Raw genomic sequence first — 16742 nt, 5'->3', positions numbered from 1 at the left:
ATGAACGTGGAGCAGAAGAAACCCCTGTGGCAGCGGCTGGGGTGGCTGGTGCTGATCTGGGCGCTGAGTGTCGCCGCCCTGGGCGTGGTGGCCTATGGCATGCGGATGTTCATGAGTGCGGCGGGTTTGACCACCCACTGAGCTGCCGGGCGGCCTTGCTGATGCGGGCCGCCGATCGGTACGTCCAGCCTTGATCGCGCAGTGGATGACCGTGCCGCTTACTTGCGCGCCTTCAGCACCACGAATTTGGGTGTCGCCGCCACCTGTTCCACGCCTCGGAACAGTCGTGCCAGCTTGCTGTGGTAACCCAGGTGACGGTTGCCGACGATGTACAGCGCACCGCCCACCACCAGCGCCTCGCGGGCCTGCTGGAACATGCGCCAGGCGAGGAAATCGCCGACCACCTGCTGCTGGTGGAACGGCGGGTTGCACAGCACCACGTCCAGTGACTGCTTCTGCTGAGCGGCCAGGCCGTCGTCGGCCCGGATGTCTGCCGGACGGTCGTCAAGCGCCGCCTGCCAGTTCTCGCGAGCCGACTGCACGGCCATGTACGACTCGTCCACCAGCGTGTGCTGTGCCTGCGGGTTGAGCAGGGCGCTGGCGATACCCAGCACGCCGTTGCCGCAGCCCAGGTCGGCGATGCGCGACTGGCCCAGGTCGCGCGGCAGGTGCGGCAGGAAGGCGCGGGTGCCGATGTCCAGGCCTTCGCGGCAGAACACGTTGGCGTGATTGACCAGCTCCAGCGCCGGGTTGTCCAGGCGGTAGCGGGTGGGGGAGGGCGAGCGGGCCTGGGGGCGCTCGCTGGAGGTTGCGATGAGCAGGCGAGCTTTCTTCTGCGCCAGCGAAGCTTGCACCGGGCCGATGTAGCGCTCCAGCAGATCGCCTGCCGCACGCGGCAGGTGCTTGATCATCGCCCCGGCGATCACCTCGGCACCCGGAGCCAGATGCCCCTGCAGGCGGATCAGCTGTTCTTCGAGCAGCGCGAGGGTCTTCGGCACGCGCACCAGCACCCGGTCGAACGGGCCCTGCCAGGCGTGGCTCGCCGGCACGAAAGGCACGCTGTCGTAGGCCCGGCCGTTGCGCACGAGGTTCTTCTCCAGTGCCAGGTGCGCCAGGTGCGAATCGCCGCTGCTGGTCACCTGAACGTGACCTGCCAGGCTGGCGGCCAGGGCGCCGAAGCTGTCGTTGAGCACCAGCACGCGCGTAGCGGCGGCCGGGGCCTGGGCGGCCAGGTGGCCGAGCAGGTATTCGTCGGCGGCGTCGAAGGCCTGCAAGGGGTCGTTGTTCTGCTCCGGTTGGCGGAGCAGGTCGAGTTCGGCGAAGGGGCTGGTGAGCAGGGGCATGGGAAAACGGGCTCGAGGCGACGGGGCGCGCAATGGACGATCGCGTGCGGGAAACCCTCGATTCTACAGGCTTTGTGCAGCGCGGGCAGTCACTTCCAGATCAGCCCGCGGGCGGCGGCCACGGCCACGGCGGCGGTCTTGTTGGTCACGCCGAGTTTGGTGATGACGCTGCGGATGTGGAAATTGACGGTGCTGGGGGACAGTGAAAGGATGCAGGCGATGTCTGCGGCGGTCTTGCCATCGGCCGTCCATTTGGTGACTTCGAGCTCGCGCTCGGTGAGGTCGCGGGACGGATCCAGGGCCCTGCGGTGGAACTCGCAGATGAGCTCGTGCAGGACATTGTGCAACCACAGCAACTGAGCACTCTTGCTCAGCAGTTCGTGATCGGAGATGCGCCGCTCGGCCCGCGCGACGCTCAACTGACTTTCATGGTTGTAGCGGTCGTACAGCGACTGTGTCCAGCCATGACGAAGGCCGTGGGAACAGGCGGTTTCACGAAACTGCGGGACTTCCTCGTACAGCTCGTCTTCCCAGAGCACGGGAATTGCACTGATACGGCTGCGGGAAATGGCCGGGTCTTGCAGGATGAAGTCGCGATCGGCCTTGAAATGTTCGTTCCAGCCTTCGGGAAAATTGTTGTACAGGATGGTCTGTGGGCGCCGTGCCGGAATGTGCAGGTGCAGCACCAGGCCCAGGTAGACCATCCCTAGGTCCTGGGCCAGCAGTATGGCTTGATCGAACATTTTTTCGGGCCGCCGCTCCCCTAGCAGGGTCTGCAGCTTCTCTTGCTTCCAGTGCGGCATGACGCTACTCCACTTGGATCCATTTGTGAGCTCACCCAAATGAGTGTAGGAAAACTTGTACAAAGCGTTGGAAATTTTTAGCTATAGCGACCATATGCGGCGGAAATACTTGTACATAAGCTATACGCCTACTATGTGACGGTGTTTCTGCGCGCCCATTTGCGAGACACTGGCGGCGACCATTCCAGGAGCCCCCCATGACCGCCAGCGCCGACAAATTCACCGCCCAGACCTTGCTCGACGTGCAGCCCCTGACGCCGAACCTGTTCAGCCTGCGGGTGACGCGCGACCCTGGCTTTCGTTTTCGCGCTGGTCAGTTCGCTCGCCTGGGAGTGACCAAGGCCGATGGCAGCGTAGTGTGGCGCGCCTACTCGATGGTCAGCGCGCCCCATGACGAGTTTCTCGATTTCTTCTCGATCGTGGTGCCGGACGGCGAGTTCACCAGCGAACTGAGCCGCTTGAAGGTCGGTGACAGTCTGCTGATCGAGCGCCAGGCCTATGGCTACCTCACCCTCGACCGCTTCGTCGGCGGCCGCGACCTGTGGCTGCTGGCCACCGGCACGGGCGTGGCCCCCTTCGTCTCGTTGCTTCAGGATTTCGAAGCCTGGGAGCGGTTCGACAGCATCAAGCTGGTGTATTCGGTGCGCGAGGCGAAGGAACTGGCCTATGTGGACCTGATCGGCGGGCTGGAGCAGCGCGACTATCTGGCCGAGTTCGCCGGCAAGTTGCAGTTCATCCCGGTGGTCACCCGCCAGGCGCACCCCGGGGCACTGAATGCGCGCATCACCACGCTGATCGAGACCGGCGAGCTGGAACGGGCCGCTGGCCTGGCCTTCTCGACGGAGCACTCGCGCATCATGTTGTGCGGCAACCCGGAGATGATCGACGACACCCGCAAGGCCTTGAAGGCCCGCGACCTGCAACTGAGCCTGAGCAGGCGCCCAGGCCAGGTCGCGGTCGAAACCTACTGGTAGAAAGCGCCAGGCCCTCAGGGCAGGCGGCGCTGTTCCTTGAGCAGGTCGCGGATTTCGGTGAGCAGGGTTTCCTGCGGGGTAGGGGTCGGAGGGGCGCTGGGGGCCTTGGCCTCTTCGCGCTTGAGGCGGTTGATGGCCTTCACGCCCATGAAGATGGCGAAGGCGACGATGATGAAGTCGATCACGGTCTGGATGAACTTGCCGTAGGCCAGTACCACCGCGGGTACGTCACCCTGGGCGGCCTTCAACGTGATGGCCAGGTCGCTGAAGTCCACTCCGCCGATCAGCAGGCCCAGAGGCGGCATGATCACATCGCCCACGAACGACGAGACGATCTTGCCGAAGGCCGCGCCGATGATGATACCCACCGCCATATCGACGACATTTCCCTTGACCGCGAAGGCCTTGAATTCGTTGAGCACGCCCATGTCTTCTTCCTTTGTAACAAGTGGTGAGTAAACGCAGTGTAATTCACTTAATCGCTTCATGTGCTGCGTTGGGGTACAGACTGCCATCAGCCTGAATAGTTTTGTCGCAGGCACGCGCCGCCGAGGGCCCGACACGTTTGGAGTATCATGGACGTTTTGCCCAGGAGACTGACCCGATGGCCAAGGCCAAGCGCATGTATGGCTGTACCGAGTGCGGCGCGACCTTTCCCAAATGGGCAGGCCAGTGTGGCGAGTGCGGGGCCTGGAACACCCTGGTCGAAACCCTGATCGAGAGCGGTGGTGCCGCAGCGCCCACCGGGCGTGCGGGCTGGACCGGACAGCAGGCGCAGATCAAGACCCTGGCCGAGGTCAGCGTTGAGGAAATCCCGCGCTTCACCACCAGCAGCACCGAGCTGGACCGCGTGCTCGGCGGCGGCCTGGTGGACGGCTCGGTGGTGCTCATCGGCGGCGACCCGGGCATCGGCAAGTCGACCATCCTGTTGCAGACCCTGTGCAACATCGCCACGCAGATGCCGGCGTTGTACGTCACCGGCGAAGAGTCCCAGCAGCAGGTGGCGATGCGCTCGCGGCGCCTGGGCCTGCCCCAGGACCAGCTCAAGGTGATGACCGAGACCTGCATCGAGACCATCATCGCCACCGCCCGCCAGGAAAAGCCGCGGGTGATGGTGATCGACTCGATCCAGACCATCTTCACCGAGCAGCTGCAATCGGCCCCCGGCGGCGTGGCCCAGGTGCGCGAGAGCACGGCGCTGCTGGTGCGCTACGCCAAGCAGAGCGGCACGGCGATCTTCCTGGTGGGCCACGTCACCAAGGAAGGCTCGCTGGCCGGCCCGCGCGTGCTCGAGCACATGGTGGACACGGTGCTGTATTTCGAGGGCGAGTCGGACGGGCGCCTGCGCCTGCTGCGGGCGGTGAAGAACCGCTTCGGTGCGGTCAACGAGCTGGGCGTGTTCGGCATGACCGATCGCGGCCTGAAGGAAGTCTCCAACCCGTCGGCGATCTTCCTCAACCGGACCCAGGAGGAGGTGCCGGGCAGCGTGGTCATGGCCACCTGGGAGGGCACCCGGCCGATGCTGGTGGAGGTGCAGGCTCTGGTGGACGACAGCCACCTGGCCAACCCGCGCCGGGTGACCCTGGGCCTGGACCAGAACCGTCTGGCCATGCTGCTGGCGGTCCTGCATCGCCATGGCGGTATTCCGACCCACGATCAGGACGTGTTCCTCAACGTGGTCGGCGGGGTGAAGGTGCTGGAAACCGCATCGGACCTGGCCTTGCTGGCGGCGGTGATGTCCAGCCTGCGCAACCGTCCCCTGGCCCACGGCCTGCTGGTGTTCGGCGAGATCGGCCTGTCCGGCGAGGTGCGCCCGGTGCCCAGCGGCCAGGAGCGCTTGAAGGAAGCGGCCAAGCATGGCTTCAAGCGCGCCATCGTGCCCAAGGGCAATGCGCCCAAGGAAGCGCCTGCAGGGCTTCAGGTGATCGCAGTGACGCGGTTGGAGCAGGCGCTGGATGCCCTGTTCGAGTGATGCTCTTTCTTGCAACTGATTCTCAATAACGAGTAGCATTCCGCCACCTTGCGACCACTAGCGGGAGTGCGTGTGGCGGAGCTCGACCTCAAGCGCTTGTTCATCAAGCATGCCAAGACCCTGCAGGGCCTGCTCACGCGCAAGGTGCGCGACCCGCAGCTGGCCGCCGACCTGGTGCAGGAGAGTTTTCTGCGCCTGGCTGAACAGCAGCGCCAGGAGGCCCTGGACAATCCACCGGGGTACCTCTACCGCACGGCCCACAACCTGATGATCGACCACCTGCGCCAGCAGCAGCGGCGCAAGACCGACCTGGTGCCCCACGAGGCGCTCGAAGGCATCGTCGAGGAGCGCCCAGGCCTGGACGAGCAGGTGGCGCGCGAGCAGCACCTCGCGCGCTTGCAGGCAATCGTCGAGACTCTGCCCGAGCGCACCCGCCTGGTGTTTCGCCTGAACCGCCTGGAGGGCCTGACCCATGCCGAGGTGGCGCGTCGGCTGGGCATCTCCGACAGCTCGGTGCAGAAGCACCTGGCCAAGGCCCTGGCCTATGTGATGCAGTGCCTGCACGAAGACACCTGACCAGTGGTTTACTGACCTACCCCCCTTCAGACGTCAGCCCAGACATAACCAGATCCCGAGAGAACCGTGTGAGCAGCGACAACCAGCCCGAGCAAGCGATTCGCGAGCAGGCCGCCGAGTGGGCGGTGCGCGACAGCAACGGTAGCCTCGACCCGGCCCAGCGGCAGGCCCTGGAGCACTGGTGCGCGGCCGATGCGCGTCATGCGCAGGCCTTTGCGCTGGCCTGCGCGACCTGGGCCGACATGGGCTGCCTGGGGACGTCGAGTGCGGCGCCACCACGCGCCGCACCGGCACCGGCGCGCCTGCCCGTGCGCCGGCCACGCCGCGTGCGCCGGGCCTTGGGCGCGGTGGCCGCCTCGCTGCTGCTGGCCGTGTGCGTGGCGCAGGCGCCGCAGTGGTGGCTGCATTGGCACGCCGACTACCTGACCGGTGCGGCGCAGGTCAGTCGGGTGACGCTGGCCGATGGCAGCCAGGTCGAGCTGAACGCAGACAGCGCCATCGCCGTGGATTTCGACATCCGGCAGCGCCGTGTGCGGCTGCTGGCCGGCGAGGCAGTGTTCAGCGCGGCACCGGTGACGGCCCAGGAACCGAGGCCGTTCGTGGTCGAGCATGCTGGGGCCAGGGTGCAGGCGCTGGGAACGCGCTTCGTGGTCGGCACGCTCGGCGACGGCGGCTGGGTGGGCATGCTGGAGCACCGCGTGGCGGTGGCCTTGCAGCATGCCCCCGAGCAGGGGCGGGCAGAGCAGGTGGTCGAGCAGGGTCGCAGCGTGCGCTACGACCAGGCCGGAGGCGTGCGCCCCTGGCCCGAGCGCGATGTGCAACGGGCCACCGACTGGGAACGGGGCGTGCTGGTGTTCGAGCGCCAGCCGCTGGCCGAGGTGGTGGCGCGGCTCAATCGCTACCGCGCGGGCAAGCTGGTGGTGATGGACGGGCAGTTGTCCCGACGCGAGGTGAGCGGGGTGTTTCGACTCGATCAGCTGGCGGCGGCGGGCCAGGTACTGAGCGATGAGCTGCACGCGCGGCGCTTCGAGTTGCCGGGGTTGACCGTGATCTACTGAGGTGGGGGCGGCGGTTGGCCTTTGCGGCATGGACACTGGCAAATCGCGACCTTCACACAGCTCTTAAATCTTTTTTCATTTTTCGTTACTGACTCTCCCACACCTGCACGTCTGATTGTTGAGATTGATTTTCATTACTAGAAATCGCCAACGACAGACGAGCCTTCTCAGTGACCACGCCACGACACTTCACCTTGCGACCGATCGGTCGCCTCGCCCTGGCCAGCAGCCTGGCCCTGGGCACCTGTGCCTTGCCGATGGGGATCGGCCAGGTGCAGGCCGCGCCCAGCGCCACCAGTACCAAGGACCAGCTCATCGCCTTCGACATCGCAGCCCAGCCGCTGGACCGCGCCGTGCTCGCCTACGCCGAGCAATCCGGTGTGCAGGTGTTCTTCGACAGCCGCACCCTGGCCGGGTTGAGCAGCGTCGGGCTGCACGGCAGCCATGGCGCCGAGGAGGGTCTGCGCCAGCTGCTGCAAGGCACTCCGGTGCGCTACCGCTTCAGCAGCGCCGGGCAGGTGGGGCTGGAGCGGGTGGAGGCCGGCGACCGGGCCCTGGAGCTGGGCGCCACCCACGTGGAATCCACCCGCGAAGGCGACTGGGTGTACATGACGCCGCGCTCGGTGAGCGTCATCACCCGCGAGCAGATCGACCAGCGCCCGCCACGCCACGCCGCCGACCTGCTGGAGCAGACCGCCGGCGTGTACACCGCCGTCAACCAGCGCGATCCTGGCCTGTCGGTGAACATCCGCGGCGTGCAGGACTATGGCCGGGTCAACATGAACATCGATGGCATGCGCCAGAACTTCAGCGTCAACGGCCATCAGCAACGCAACGGGGTGATGTTCATCGACCCGGAATTCATCCAGGGCGTGGAGATCGACAAGGGCACCTCGGCGGCCATGGGCGGCGCCGGGGTGATCGGCGGCATCGCCAGTTTCAATACCGTGGACGCCCGCGACCTGCTGGGACCGGACAAACAGATCGGCGGTCGGCTGCGTGCAGGCCACGGCATTGGCGAGCTGGGCAACGGCACCTACTTCAACGGCAGCGCCCTGTTCGCCGCCGGCAATGAAGTGGGCGATATCCTGGTCGGCCACAGCGAACGGCATTTCGGCGACTACCGCAGCGGCACCCAGCACGCCGGCAACCTCGGCACGCAGATGCGCGGCAAGCTCGAAGACCGCCAGGCCTGGAAGAGTTGGCTCAATGGCGAAGTGGGCGCGATGGACAGCGTCACCCGCTCGCAGATCTTCAAGCTCGGCCTGAACCTGCCCGACACCCAGCGCCTGCAGTTCAGCTACTTCGAGACCGACACCGACAGCAAGGACGCCTGGACCGTCAAGGACAGCGGCAGCCACGACTACTACTACCGCGTCACCGGCACCAACGACATCAATGCCAAGAACGCGGCCGTGGACTACAGCCTCAACCCCAACGACCTGGTCGACTTCAAGGCCAAGCTGTATTACGTCACCACCCGCCAGGACCGCTGGAACGCCGACAACGCCGCCTCGGCCAACAGCGGCAACCGGGTCGAAGGCTACTCGGACCGCTACCAGACCGACACCTGGGGCTTGCAGGTGCAGAACACCTCGCGCTGGCAACTGTTCAAGGCCGACAGCCTGACCTTCAACTATGGCAGCGAGGCCTTCCAGGACAGCTTCCGCCCCAGCACCGAGCGCATCGCCGCGGTCAACGAGACCGAGTCGCTGCCCTACGTGCAGGGCGCCAACCCCAAGGGCAAGCGGGTGATGGCCAGCCTGTTCGGCAACCTCAGCTACGAGCACGATGGCTGGCTGACCCTCGACGCCGGCCTGCGCTACGACCGCTACCGCCTGACCGGCAAGACCGGCGTCACCACCTGGCAGTATCCCGAGGGGATTACCGAGACCAACCTGCGCCGCCAGCGCACCGAACTGCTGTTCGACGAGGACCGCGAAGAGGGGCGGTTCTCGCCGACCTTCGGTATCGCCGTCAAACCCGGGCCGGACTGGCTGCAACTGTATACCCGCTGGGGCCGCGGCTGGCGACCACCGGCCGTGACCGAGGCGTTCATGAGCGGCCGGCCCCATGGCGGCGGCAACGAGATGGTCTACCCCAACCCGTTCCTGCAACCCGAGCAGTCGCACAACTGGGAACTGGGCGTGAACATCTTCAAGGAGTCGCTGCTGCGCGACGGCGACCGCTTCGCCGCCAAGGTGGCCTACTTCGACACGCGCATCGACAACTTCTCGTTCCTCGACACCAACGCCAGCCTGCCCGGCTCCAGCGTCTCGGGCATCGCCCTGGGCCGTTCGGCCTATCAGAACAACCTGGAGACCACGCGTTTTCGTGGCCTGGAGTACAGCCTCGACTACGACGCCGGCGACTACTATGGCCAGCTCAGCTACACCCACATGATCGGCAGCAACGACTTCTGCTCCAACCAGTTCTACCTCGGCGGCGCCCAGCAACTGGTCAGCGCCGGCACCGTGCTGCGGCCGGTGCAGGTCGGCAGCCGCGTCATCATGCTGCCGGTACGGGTCTCGCGGGCCGAGGCCAACGCCACGGAAAACAACCGCGTGAGCTGCGGCGACATCATGGGCAACGCCTCCTACATGCCGGCCGACCGAGGCTCGCTGACCCTGGGCATGCGTTTTCTCCAGCGCACCCTGGATGTGGGCATGCGCGTGCGCTACAGCGAGGGCAACGGCAAGAACCTCGACACCCACGGCTACAGCCAGATCGACCAGGCCATGTGGCCCAAGTACACCGTCTACGACCTGTATGCCAGCTACTGGATGACGCCCAGCCTGAACCTCGGCCTGTCTCTGGAGAACGCCACCGACGAGGCCTATTTCGTCGCCATGGGCGACGTCAACAACCTGTCCCTGGCCCGCGGCCGCACCTTGAGCGGGATGCTCGAATACCGATTCTGAACCACCTGGGTTTGCCCATTTCGGGCGACGCGAAGGCCGCTGGCCTTCGTCTTAACCACGCAGCACAGAGGAACCGTCATGACTATTTCCGTCACCTACGATCCAGCCTTCGGCAGCGCCACCGTCGACGACTACCTGGCCTTCTGGGGCGCAGGTTTCGTCACCGCCGGCCATGGCTACAGCAACACCGGCGGCTTCAGCAACGGCACCTTCGACGGTGACCAGTACGCCACCCACGGCGCCAGTGGCTCGGACTACGCCTTCATCGCCGATTCCGACACCGCCAATGGCCTGCACTACGTGTTCGACCCGTCCAAGGCACCGGGCGACAACCTGAACCACTACCTGTGGGGTTCGCTGGACAACGTCAGCCTGGGCGAAGTGCTCGGCGGCGGCAGCGGCAGCGACTTCAGCCTGAGCAACTACGTGGTCAGCTTCAACGGCCTGGACCTGGACGCCGCGCTGGGCGCCGGGCGTGCCGGCAATGAGGTGCAGGGCGTGATCTACGGCCTGATGCAGGGCAACACCTCGGCCCTGGAAGGGGTACTGGACAACCTGCTGGCCAGCTACGGCGTGTCCACCGACAGCACCTTCGATGCCATCGCCGCAGCACTGGGTGGCGGTGCCTCGAGCGTGGCCGCGGCCGAAGCGGTGGGTGTGCAGGCGCTGCCGGAAGATCTGGCCCTGGCGGCCTGAGGCCCGGCCTGAGTGGCAGCCTGAAAAAAGGCCAATGGCAGATCGCTCTGTCATTGGCCCCGTTGCACACGCCCTGGCCCGTGTCTTGTCGGGCCCAGGCCAGGGCGCCGCGAAATTCTGCGAGGTGGCGAAGGCCAGGTCAATGGCGCGCCGCCTCGTCCTTCGAGGTCATCGATGAGTATTCCCCGCACCGCTGCCGCCGCTGAACTGTGGCAGACGCTCAAGGCCTGCCGTGGCGGGCTGGGCAACGTCGCCCTGTTCACCGCCGTGGCCAATGTGCTGATGCTGGCGCCGGCGCTGTACATGTTGCAGGTCTACGACCGGGTGCTGTCGTCGGGCAACGAGATGACCCTGCTGATGCTCAGCCTCATGGTGCTGGGCCTGTTCGCCTTTCTTGGCGTGCTGGAATGGTTGCGCAGCCTGGTGGTGATTCGCCTGGGCACGCGCATGGACCTGCACTTGAACCCGCGCATCTTCGAAGCCGCCTTCCAGGCCAGCCTCGACGGCCACAAGGGCAGCGCGCAGCAGGCGCTGGGTGATCTCACGCAGCTGCGCCAGTTCGCCACCGGCCAGGCCCTGTTCGCTTTCTTCGATGCCCCCTGGTTCCCGCTGTACCTGCTGGTGATCTTCCTGTTCAGCCCCTGGCTGGGGTTGCTGGCGGTGGTGGGCGCGCTGTTGCTGGCGGCGTTGGCCTGGCTCAACGAGCGCTTGACCCAGGGCGTGTTCGTCGAGGCCGGGCGCCTGTCGCAGCAGGCTCAGCAGCAGGCGGCGGGGCATCTGGGCAACGCCGAGGCGGTCGCCGCCATGGGCATGCTCGACGCGGTGCGCGAACGCTGGAGCCGGCTGCACCATGGTTTTCTGGCCCGGCAGAACCTGGGCAGCGAGCGCAGCGCGGCGATCACTGCGGTGTCCAAGAGCGTGCGCCTGGCCTTGCAGTCACTGGTGCTGGGACTGGGCGCCTGGCTGGCGCTGGAGCAGTTGATCAGCCCGGGCATGATGATCGCTGGGTCCATCCTCATGGCGCGGGTGCTGGCGCCCATCGACCAGTTGATCGCGGTATGGCGCCAATGGGGTGCGGCGCGCCAGAGTGCCGAACGCCTGGGCCTGCTGCTGCGCCGCTATCCAGCGTTGCCCAGTGCCATGCCGCTGCCGGCGCCTCGCGGGCAACTGCGGGTCGAGCAGTTGAGCGCCACGGTGCCGGGCGGTCAGCGGCTGTGCCTGAACGGCGTGACCTTCGCGCTGGCGGCCGGGCAGTCGCTAGGGCTGATCGGCACGTCCGGTTCAGGCAAGTCGACCCTGGCGCGGCTGCTGGTGGGCGCTGCGAGCCCGGTGTCGGGCAAGGTCTGCCTGGACGGCGCGGCGTTGGCGCAGTGGGATCGCCAGGCCCTCGGCGCGCATGTCGGCTACCTGCCCCAGGACGTGCAGCTGTTCGCCGGCAGCATCGCCGAGAACATCGCCCGACTCGGGCCGGTGGACGCCGATGCCGTGGTGGCGGCCGCGCAACTGGCCGGGGTGCACGAGCTGATCCTGCAACTGCCCCAAGGCTACGACACTCGACTGGGCGACGGCGGTGCCGGGCTGTCCGGTGGCCAGCGCCAGCGCATCGGCCTGGCCCGTGCCCTGTACCGCCTGCCGGCGCTGGTGGTGCTCGACGAGCCGAACGCCAACCTCGACGAGGCGGGTGAACGGGCGCTGCTCGCGGCGCTGGCGGCGCTGAAGGCGCACGGGCGCACCTTGGTGATGATCAGCCACAAGTCCAGCCTGCTGTTGGGGCTGGACCAGTTGCTGGTGCTGCACGGCGGCCAGGTGCAGCAGTTCGGCCCCACCGCGCGGGTGTTGCAGGCGGCGGCCAAGCCGGCCGCCACGCCGGTGGCAGCGCCCACCCCGGCCCGCACGGGGGTGACCTACAGCTTCAACCAGAGTGGGCAGAGATCCTGACATGAGTGTGCATCCGTTGTTCGACCCCGAACCCACTGCCCCGGCCGACAAGGTCGTGCCCCTGCGCGACGATGCACGCGGCCCGGCCAGGGTCGGCCGCTGGCTGGTGCTGATCGGCTTCGGCGGCTTCGTGCTGTGGGCCGCGCTGGCGCCGCTGGACAAAGGCGTGCCCGTCAGTGGCAACGTGGTGGTGGCTGGCAGCCGGCAGGCCGTCCAGCATCCTACCGGCGGCGTGATCGAGCGGTTGAACGTGCGCGACGGCGATCGGGTGCAGGCCGGGCAGGTGCTGATCGGCCTCGATCCCACCCAGGCCCAGGCCCAGCAGGGCTCGCTGCGCGTGCAGTACGTCAATGCCCGGGCCACGGCGGCGCGGCTGCTGGCCGAGCGCGACGGCGCAGCCAGCGTGACCTTCGACCCGGACCTGCTCGCCGAAGCGGCCACGCCCTGGATCGCCTCGGCCCTGGAAACCCAGCGGCAACTGCGCGCCAGTCGCGCCCAGGCCCTGACCCTCGAACTGGCCGGGCTGAGCGAAAGCGTGGCCGGCGCGCAGGCGTCGCTGAGCGGCCTGCAAGGCTCGCTGCTCGGCAAGCAGGCCCAGCGCCAGGCCCTGCAGGAACAACTGCGCGGCCTGCGCGGCCTTGCCCGGGATGGCTATATCCCGCGCAACCGCCTGCTCGACAGCGAGCGCCTGCTCGCGCAGATCGACGGTGCGGTGGCCGAAGACCAGGGCAACATCGGCCGCACCCGGCGCCAGGTGCAGGAACTCACGCTGCGCGCCAGCCAGCGTCGTCAGGAGTTTCAGAACGAGGTGCGTCAGCAACTGGGCGAGGCCCAGGCCAACGCCGAAGAGCTGGGCAACCGCCTGCGCAGTGCCGAGTTCGAGCTGGCCCATACCCAGGTACGCGCTCCGGTGGCCGGCACGGTGGTGGGTTTGAGCGTGTTCACAGAGGGCGGGGTGATCGCCCGCGGTCAGCCACTGATGGAGATCGTCCCGGACGATGCGCCATTGCTGGTCGATGCCCGCGCGCCCGTCGAGCTGATCGACCGGCTACGCCCGGGACTGCCGGTGGAGCTGTTGTTCGTCGCCTTCAACCAGAGCACCACGCCGCGGGTGGCGGGCGAGGTGAGCCTGGTCTCGGCCGACCGCCTGCTCGACGACAAGACCCAGCAGCCGTACTACCAGGTGCGCATCAAGGTCAGCGACGAGGGCGCCCGGCAACTGTCGAGCCTGGATATCCGTCCGGGCATGCCAGTGGAGGCGTTCGTGCGCAGTGGCGAGCGCTCGCTGCTCAACTACCTGTTCAAGCCGCTGGCCGACCGGGTGCACCTGGCCCTGAGCGAGGAGTGAGCGATGCGTCTGCTGCTGTGCCTGATGCTGGCCGGCCTGAGCCTGCCGGCGGCCGCGCTGGACCTGAGCGATGCCTACGCCCTGGCCTTGCGCAACGACCCGACCCTGCACGCCGCGCTTGCCGAGCGTGACGCCGGCATCGAGCACCTGGCCATCGGCCGCGCCGGGCTGCTGCCGAACCTGTCGTACCGTTACAACCGGGCTCGCAACGACTCCGAGGTGACCCAGCATGGGCAGTTCGGCGACGTCACCACCCAGCGCGACTACCGCAGCTACACCTCGACGCTGACCCTGCAGCAGCCGCTGTTCGACTATGGCCTGTGGGCCGACTACCGGCGCGGCGTGGCCCAGGCGGCACTGGCCGACGAACGCCTGCGCGGGCGCGGTCAGGAGCTGGTGGTGCGGGTGTTCGGCGCCTACAGCGAGGCGCTGTTCACCAGCGAGCAGATCGGCCTGGCGCAGGCCCAGCGGCGCACCTACGCCGAGCAGCTGCAGCTCAACGAGCGCCTGATCGAGGGCGGCGAAGGCACCCGTACCGATGCGCTGGAAACCCGCGCGCGCCTGGAGCTGGCCCAGGCCCAGGAGATCGAAGCGGCAGACAACCTCGATGCCGCCTTGCGCAGTCTTCAAGCCATCACCGGTGAGCCGGTCATGGCCCAGGACCTGGCGCCGTTGCGTGGCCAGTTCCGCGTGCAGCCGCTGTCGCCGGCGCGCTTCGAGCCCTGGCGCGACCTCGCCATGGCGCGCAACGCCGAGCTGGCCAGTCAGCGTCACGCCCTGGACGTGGCCGAGCAGGGCATCGAGCGCCAGCGCGCCGGGCACCTGCCGAGCCTGAGCGCCTATGTCAGCAAGGGCATTTCCAGTTCCAGTTCCGAAAGCACCTACAACCAGCGCTACGACACCGACAGCGTCGGCCTGCAACTGAGCGTGCCGTTGTACGCCGGTGGCGGGGTGTCGGCGCGGGTGCGCCAGGCCCGGGCCGAGCGCGACCAGTTGCAGTACCAGGTCGATGCGCAGGTCAGCGACACGCTCAACCAGGTGCGCCGGCAGTTCAACCTGTGCGCCAGCGGCGCGGCGAAGATTCGCGCCTACGACCTGGCGGTGAAGGCTGCCAGCGCCCTGGTCGACGCCACCCGGCGCAGCGTGCAGGGCGGCGAGCGGGTCAACCTGGATGTGCTGGATGCCGAACAGCAACTGTTCGGCGCCCGTCGCGACCTGGCCCAGGCGCGCTACGACTACCTGCGCGCCTGGGTGCAGTTGCGCTACCTGGCCGGGGTGCTGGAGGCGGCCGACGTCGAGGGCTTGAACCGGTATTTCGCCGGGCGCGGATGACCCAGGCCGGCTCGGCGCTGCCCGTACCCGCGATCATCGGCCAGGGCGGCGCCGTGCCGGGCCGCCCTCAATGCTCCGCCACCGCTTTGCGGCGCCTGCTCCGCACCCCGGGTTGCGCATCCTCCTGCACCGGCACCTCGTGCCCTTCGGCATCGAACAGCTTGCCGTCCTTGAAGTAGTCGCCATCGCGCAGCACCGAGATGTCCGAGTAGTGGATGGTGCGCTCGTAGCCGGCCGCGAACACCGACTGCTGGTCCGAGTTGCCGAGCTTGAGGTGGTTGAAGATGAGGTTCAGCACGATGGCCATGATCGCGGCCGAGCTGATCCCGGAGTGGAAGATGGTCTCGAACCAGCCGGGGAACTGGTGGTAGAAGGTCGGTGCCGCGATCGGGATCATGCCGAAACCCAGCGACGCGGCGACGATGATCAGGTTGACGTTGTTGCTGTAGTTGACCTTGGACAGGGTGCGGATACCGCTGGCCGCCACCGTGCCGAACAGCACGATCCCGGCACCGCCCAGTACCGGGGTGGGCACCGCGGCGATCACCCGGCCCATGATCGGCAGCAGGCCCAGCACCACCAGGATCAGCCCGCCGGTGGCCACCACGAAACGGCTCTTGACCCCGGTCACCGCCACCAGACCGACGTTCTGGGCGAACGCGCTCTGGGTGAAGGAGCCGAAGATCGGCGCCAGGATGCTCGAGGCCATGTCGGCGCGCAGGCCATCGCCCAGGCGCCGTGAGTCGACCTTGGTGCCGATGATCTCGCCCACGGCGAGGATGTCCGCCGAGGTTTCCACCAGCGTCACCATGATCACGATCAGCATCGACAGGATCGCGGCGACGTGGAAGGTCGGCAGGCCGAAGTGCAAGGGCGTCGGGAACGCCAGCAACGGGCCCTCGCCGACCTTGCTGAAGTCTGCCATGCCCAGGGCCCAGGCGATCAGCGTGCCGGCGACCATCGCCAGGAGGATCGACAGGCGCGAGATGCTCGCGCTGCCCAGCTTGCTCAGCAGCAGCACGATGGCGAAGGTCAGCGCGGCCAGGCCGACGTTGGCCGTGCTGCCGAAGTCGGCGGCTGCGCTGTTGCCGCCCATCACCCAGCGTGCCGCCACGGGCATCAGCGTCAGGCCGATGGTGGTGATGACGATGCCGGTCACCAGCGGGGGAAAGAAGCGGGTGATGCGCGAGAACACCGGGGTGATCAACAGCCCGATCAGCGATGCCGCCATCACGGCGCCCAGCACGGCGGGCATGCCGCCGCCGTTCTGGCTGCCGAGGATCGCGCCCATGGTCGCCACGCCGGCGAAGGACACGCCTTGCACCAATGGCAATCGGCAGCCGAAGAAGGGCAGGCCCAGGGTCTGCAGCAAGGTGGCCAGGCCGCCGGCGAACAGCGAGGCGGCGATCAGCAGGCCGATCTCCGCCGGCGCCAGCCCGGCCGCCTGCCCCAGGATCAGCGGCACGGCCACGATGCCGCCGTACATGGTCAGGACATGCTGCAGCCCGTAGGCCAAGTTGGCGCCGATGCCGAGGTTTTCATCCTCGGGGCGCCGGGCGGAAGACGTACTGGAAGGCGTGGTCATGGGCGCGGACTCTCTGTTTATTGTTGTGCCGCTACTGTAGACAGCTCTGACAAATGAATGCCATAGATATTGTATACAATATCTCGATCAAGCCTGCTCAGGCGGCGCCAGGAGGGGTGCCCAGGACTCAATGCAGGATGCGTTCCAGGTGGAGTCTTCGGTACTAGAGGGCTGTGTACAAAAAGCCAGACAGCCC

14 protein-coding genes are annotated in these 16742 nt (G+C 67.2%); 10 read left to right on the top strand and 4 right to left on the bottom strand.

What is annotated here, in order from left to right; translation table 11 throughout:
- Nucleotides 1–141, top strand: a complete 141-nt coding sequence (locus tag IAE34_RS15190; protein WP_200139797.1) for a DUF2474 domain-containing protein — start codon at nt 1–3, stop codon at nt 139–141.
- Between the two features lie 77 nt (nt 142–218).
- On the opposite strand, the gene IAE34_RS15185 is transcribed toward IAE34_RS15190, so the two are convergent.
- Together IAE34_RS15185 and IAE34_RS15180 are read right to left on the bottom strand one after the other, a co-directional pair.
- Entirely contained in the window at nt 219–1343 is a 1125-nt protein-coding gene (locus IAE34_RS15185; RefSeq protein WP_200139779.1) for a methyltransferase, read from the bottom strand.
- Nucleotides 1344–1432: 89 nt separating this feature from the next.
- The gene (locus IAE34_RS15180; RefSeq protein WP_200139778.1) at nt 1433–2146 is read right to left on the bottom strand and encodes an autoinducer binding domain-containing protein; all 714 of its coding nucleotides are present in this window, start codon (nt 2144–2146) and stop codon (nt 1433–1435) included.
- Nucleotides 2147–2343: 197 nt separating this feature from the next.
- On the opposite strand from IAE34_RS15180, the gene IAE34_RS15175 reads away from it, so the two are divergent.
- On the top strand, nt 2344–3120 hold the full coding sequence (locus IAE34_RS15175; RefSeq protein ID WP_200139777.1) for a ferredoxin--NADP reductase: 777 nt from the start codon (nt 2344–2346) through the stop codon (nt 3118–3120).
- A gap of 14 nt (nt 3121–3134) precedes the next feature.
- Here IAE34_RS15175 and mscL read toward each other — a convergent pair whose 3' ends face one another.
- Nucleotides 3135–3548: a large-conductance mechanosensitive channel protein MscL gene (gene mscL, locus IAE34_RS15170; protein ID WP_200139776.1), complete on the bottom strand. Its 414-nt coding sequence runs from the start codon at nt 3546–3548 to the stop codon at nt 3135–3137.
- A gap of 176 nt (nt 3549–3724) precedes the next feature.
- Here mscL and radA point away from each other — a divergent pair, with 176 nt between their 5' ends.
- The 8 genes from radA to IAE34_RS15130 all read left to right on the top strand — a co-directional run bounded on the left by radA (nt 3725) and on the right by IAE34_RS15130 (nt 14961).
- Nucleotides 3725–5092 carry a DNA repair protein RadA gene (gene radA / locus IAE34_RS15165; RefSeq protein WP_200139775.1) on the top strand — a complete coding sequence of 456 codons (1368 nt, stop codon included), beginning with the start codon at nt 3725–3727 and terminating at the stop codon, nt 5090–5092.
- Nucleotides 5093–5164: 72 nt separating this feature from the next.
- Complete coding sequence (locus IAE34_RS15160; protein ID WP_200139774.1) at nt 5165–5668, top strand: RNA polymerase sigma factor; 504 nt, start codon at nt 5165–5167, stop codon at nt 5666–5668.
- 68 nt (nt 5669–5736) lie between these two features.
- On the top strand, nt 5737–6726 hold the full coding sequence (locus tag IAE34_RS15155; protein ID WP_200139773.1) for a FecR family protein: 990 nt from the start codon (nt 5737–5739) through the stop codon (nt 6724–6726).
- A gap of 257 nt (nt 6727–6983) precedes the next feature.
- The gene (locus IAE34_RS15150; RefSeq protein WP_200139796.1) at nt 6984–9647 is read left to right on the top strand and encodes a TonB-dependent receptor; all 2664 of its coding nucleotides are present in this window, start codon (nt 6984–6986) and stop codon (nt 9645–9647) included.
- A 78-nt stretch (nt 9648–9725) separates the two neighbouring features.
- A complete protein-coding gene (locus IAE34_RS15145; protein WP_200139772.1) occupies nt 9726–10343 on the top strand; it encodes a heme acquisition protein HasA in 618 nt (205 codons plus the stop codon).
- A gap of 174 nt (nt 10344–10517) precedes the next feature.
- Entirely contained in the window at nt 10518–12281 is a 1764-nt protein-coding gene (locus IAE34_RS15140; protein WP_200139771.1) for a type I secretion system permease/ATPase, read from the top strand.
- Between the two features lies 1 nt (nt 12282).
- Nucleotides 12283–13629 (top strand): HlyD family type I secretion periplasmic adaptor subunit, encoded by a 1347-nt coding sequence (locus tag IAE34_RS15135; RefSeq protein ID WP_200139770.1) that lies wholly within the window; start codon nt 12283–12285, stop codon nt 13627–13629.
- Nucleotides 13630–13632: 3 nt separating this feature from the next.
- Nucleotides 13633–14961, top strand: coding sequence for a TolC family outer membrane protein (locus tag IAE34_RS15130; RefSeq protein WP_200139769.1), 1329 nt, complete (start codon nt 13633–13635; stop codon nt 14959–14961).
- Nucleotides 14962–15028: 67 nt separating this feature from the next.
- Here the strand turns inward: IAE34_RS15130 and IAE34_RS15125 are convergent, their stop codons facing one another.
- Nucleotides 15029–16546, bottom strand: coding sequence for a nucleobase:cation symporter-2 family protein (locus IAE34_RS15125; RefSeq protein ID WP_200139768.1), 1518 nt, complete (start codon nt 16544–16546; stop codon nt 15029–15031).
- Nucleotides 16547–16742: the final 196 nt, after the last annotated feature.

Origin of the sequence: Pseudomonas sp. S30 (assembly GCF_016518545.1) — a bacterium.
In the GTDB taxonomy this organism is placed as follows: Bacteria; Pseudomonadota; Gammaproteobacteria; order Pseudomonadales; family Pseudomonadaceae; genus Aquipseudomonas.
This window is presented reverse-complemented; position numbering and strand designations above follow the sequence as displayed.

What these genes read in the sequence shown, in the direction of transcription:
- IAE34_RS15190 (WP_200139797.1), top strand. Translation starts at nt 1, where the DNA reads ATGAACGTGGAGCAGAAGAAACCCCTGTGGCAGCGGCTGGGGTGGCTG.
- IAE34_RS15185 (WP_200139779.1), bottom strand. Translation starts at nt 1,343, where the DNA reads ATGCCCCTGCTCACCAGCCCCTTCGCCGAACTCGACCTGCTCCGCCAA.
- IAE34_RS15180 (WP_200139778.1), bottom strand. Translation starts at nt 2,146, where the DNA reads ATGCCGCACTGGAAGCAAGAGAAGCTGCAGACCCTGCTAGGGGAGCGG.
- IAE34_RS15175 (WP_200139777.1), top strand. Translation starts at nt 2,344, where the DNA reads ATGACCGCCAGCGCCGACAAATTCACCGCCCAGACCTTGCTCGACGTG.
- mscL (WP_200139776.1), bottom strand. Translation starts at nt 3,548, where the DNA reads ATGGGCGTGCTCAACGAATTCAAGGCCTTCGCGGTCAAGGGAAATGTC.
- radA (WP_200139775.1), top strand. Translation starts at nt 3,725, where the DNA reads ATGGCCAAGGCCAAGCGCATGTATGGCTGTACCGAGTGCGGCGCGACC.
- IAE34_RS15150 (WP_200139796.1), top strand. Translation starts at nt 6,984, where the DNA reads ATGGGGATCGGCCAGGTGCAGGCCGCGCCCAGCGCCACCAGTACCAAG.
- IAE34_RS15145 (WP_200139772.1), top strand. Translation starts at nt 9,726, where the DNA reads ATGACTATTTCCGTCACCTACGATCCAGCCTTCGGCAGCGCCACCGTC.
- IAE34_RS15140 (WP_200139771.1), top strand. Translation starts at nt 10,518, where the DNA reads ATGAGTATTCCCCGCACCGCTGCCGCCGCTGAACTGTGGCAGACGCTC.
- IAE34_RS15135 (WP_200139770.1), top strand. Translation starts at nt 12,283, where the DNA reads ATGAGTGTGCATCCGTTGTTCGACCCCGAACCCACTGCCCCGGCCGAC.
- IAE34_RS15130 (WP_200139769.1), top strand. Translation starts at nt 13,633, where the DNA reads ATGCGTCTGCTGCTGTGCCTGATGCTGGCCGGCCTGAGCCTGCCGGCG.
- IAE34_RS15125 (WP_200139768.1), bottom strand. Translation starts at nt 16,546, where the DNA reads ATGACCACGCCTTCCAGTACGTCTTCCGCCCGGCGCCCCGAGGATGAA.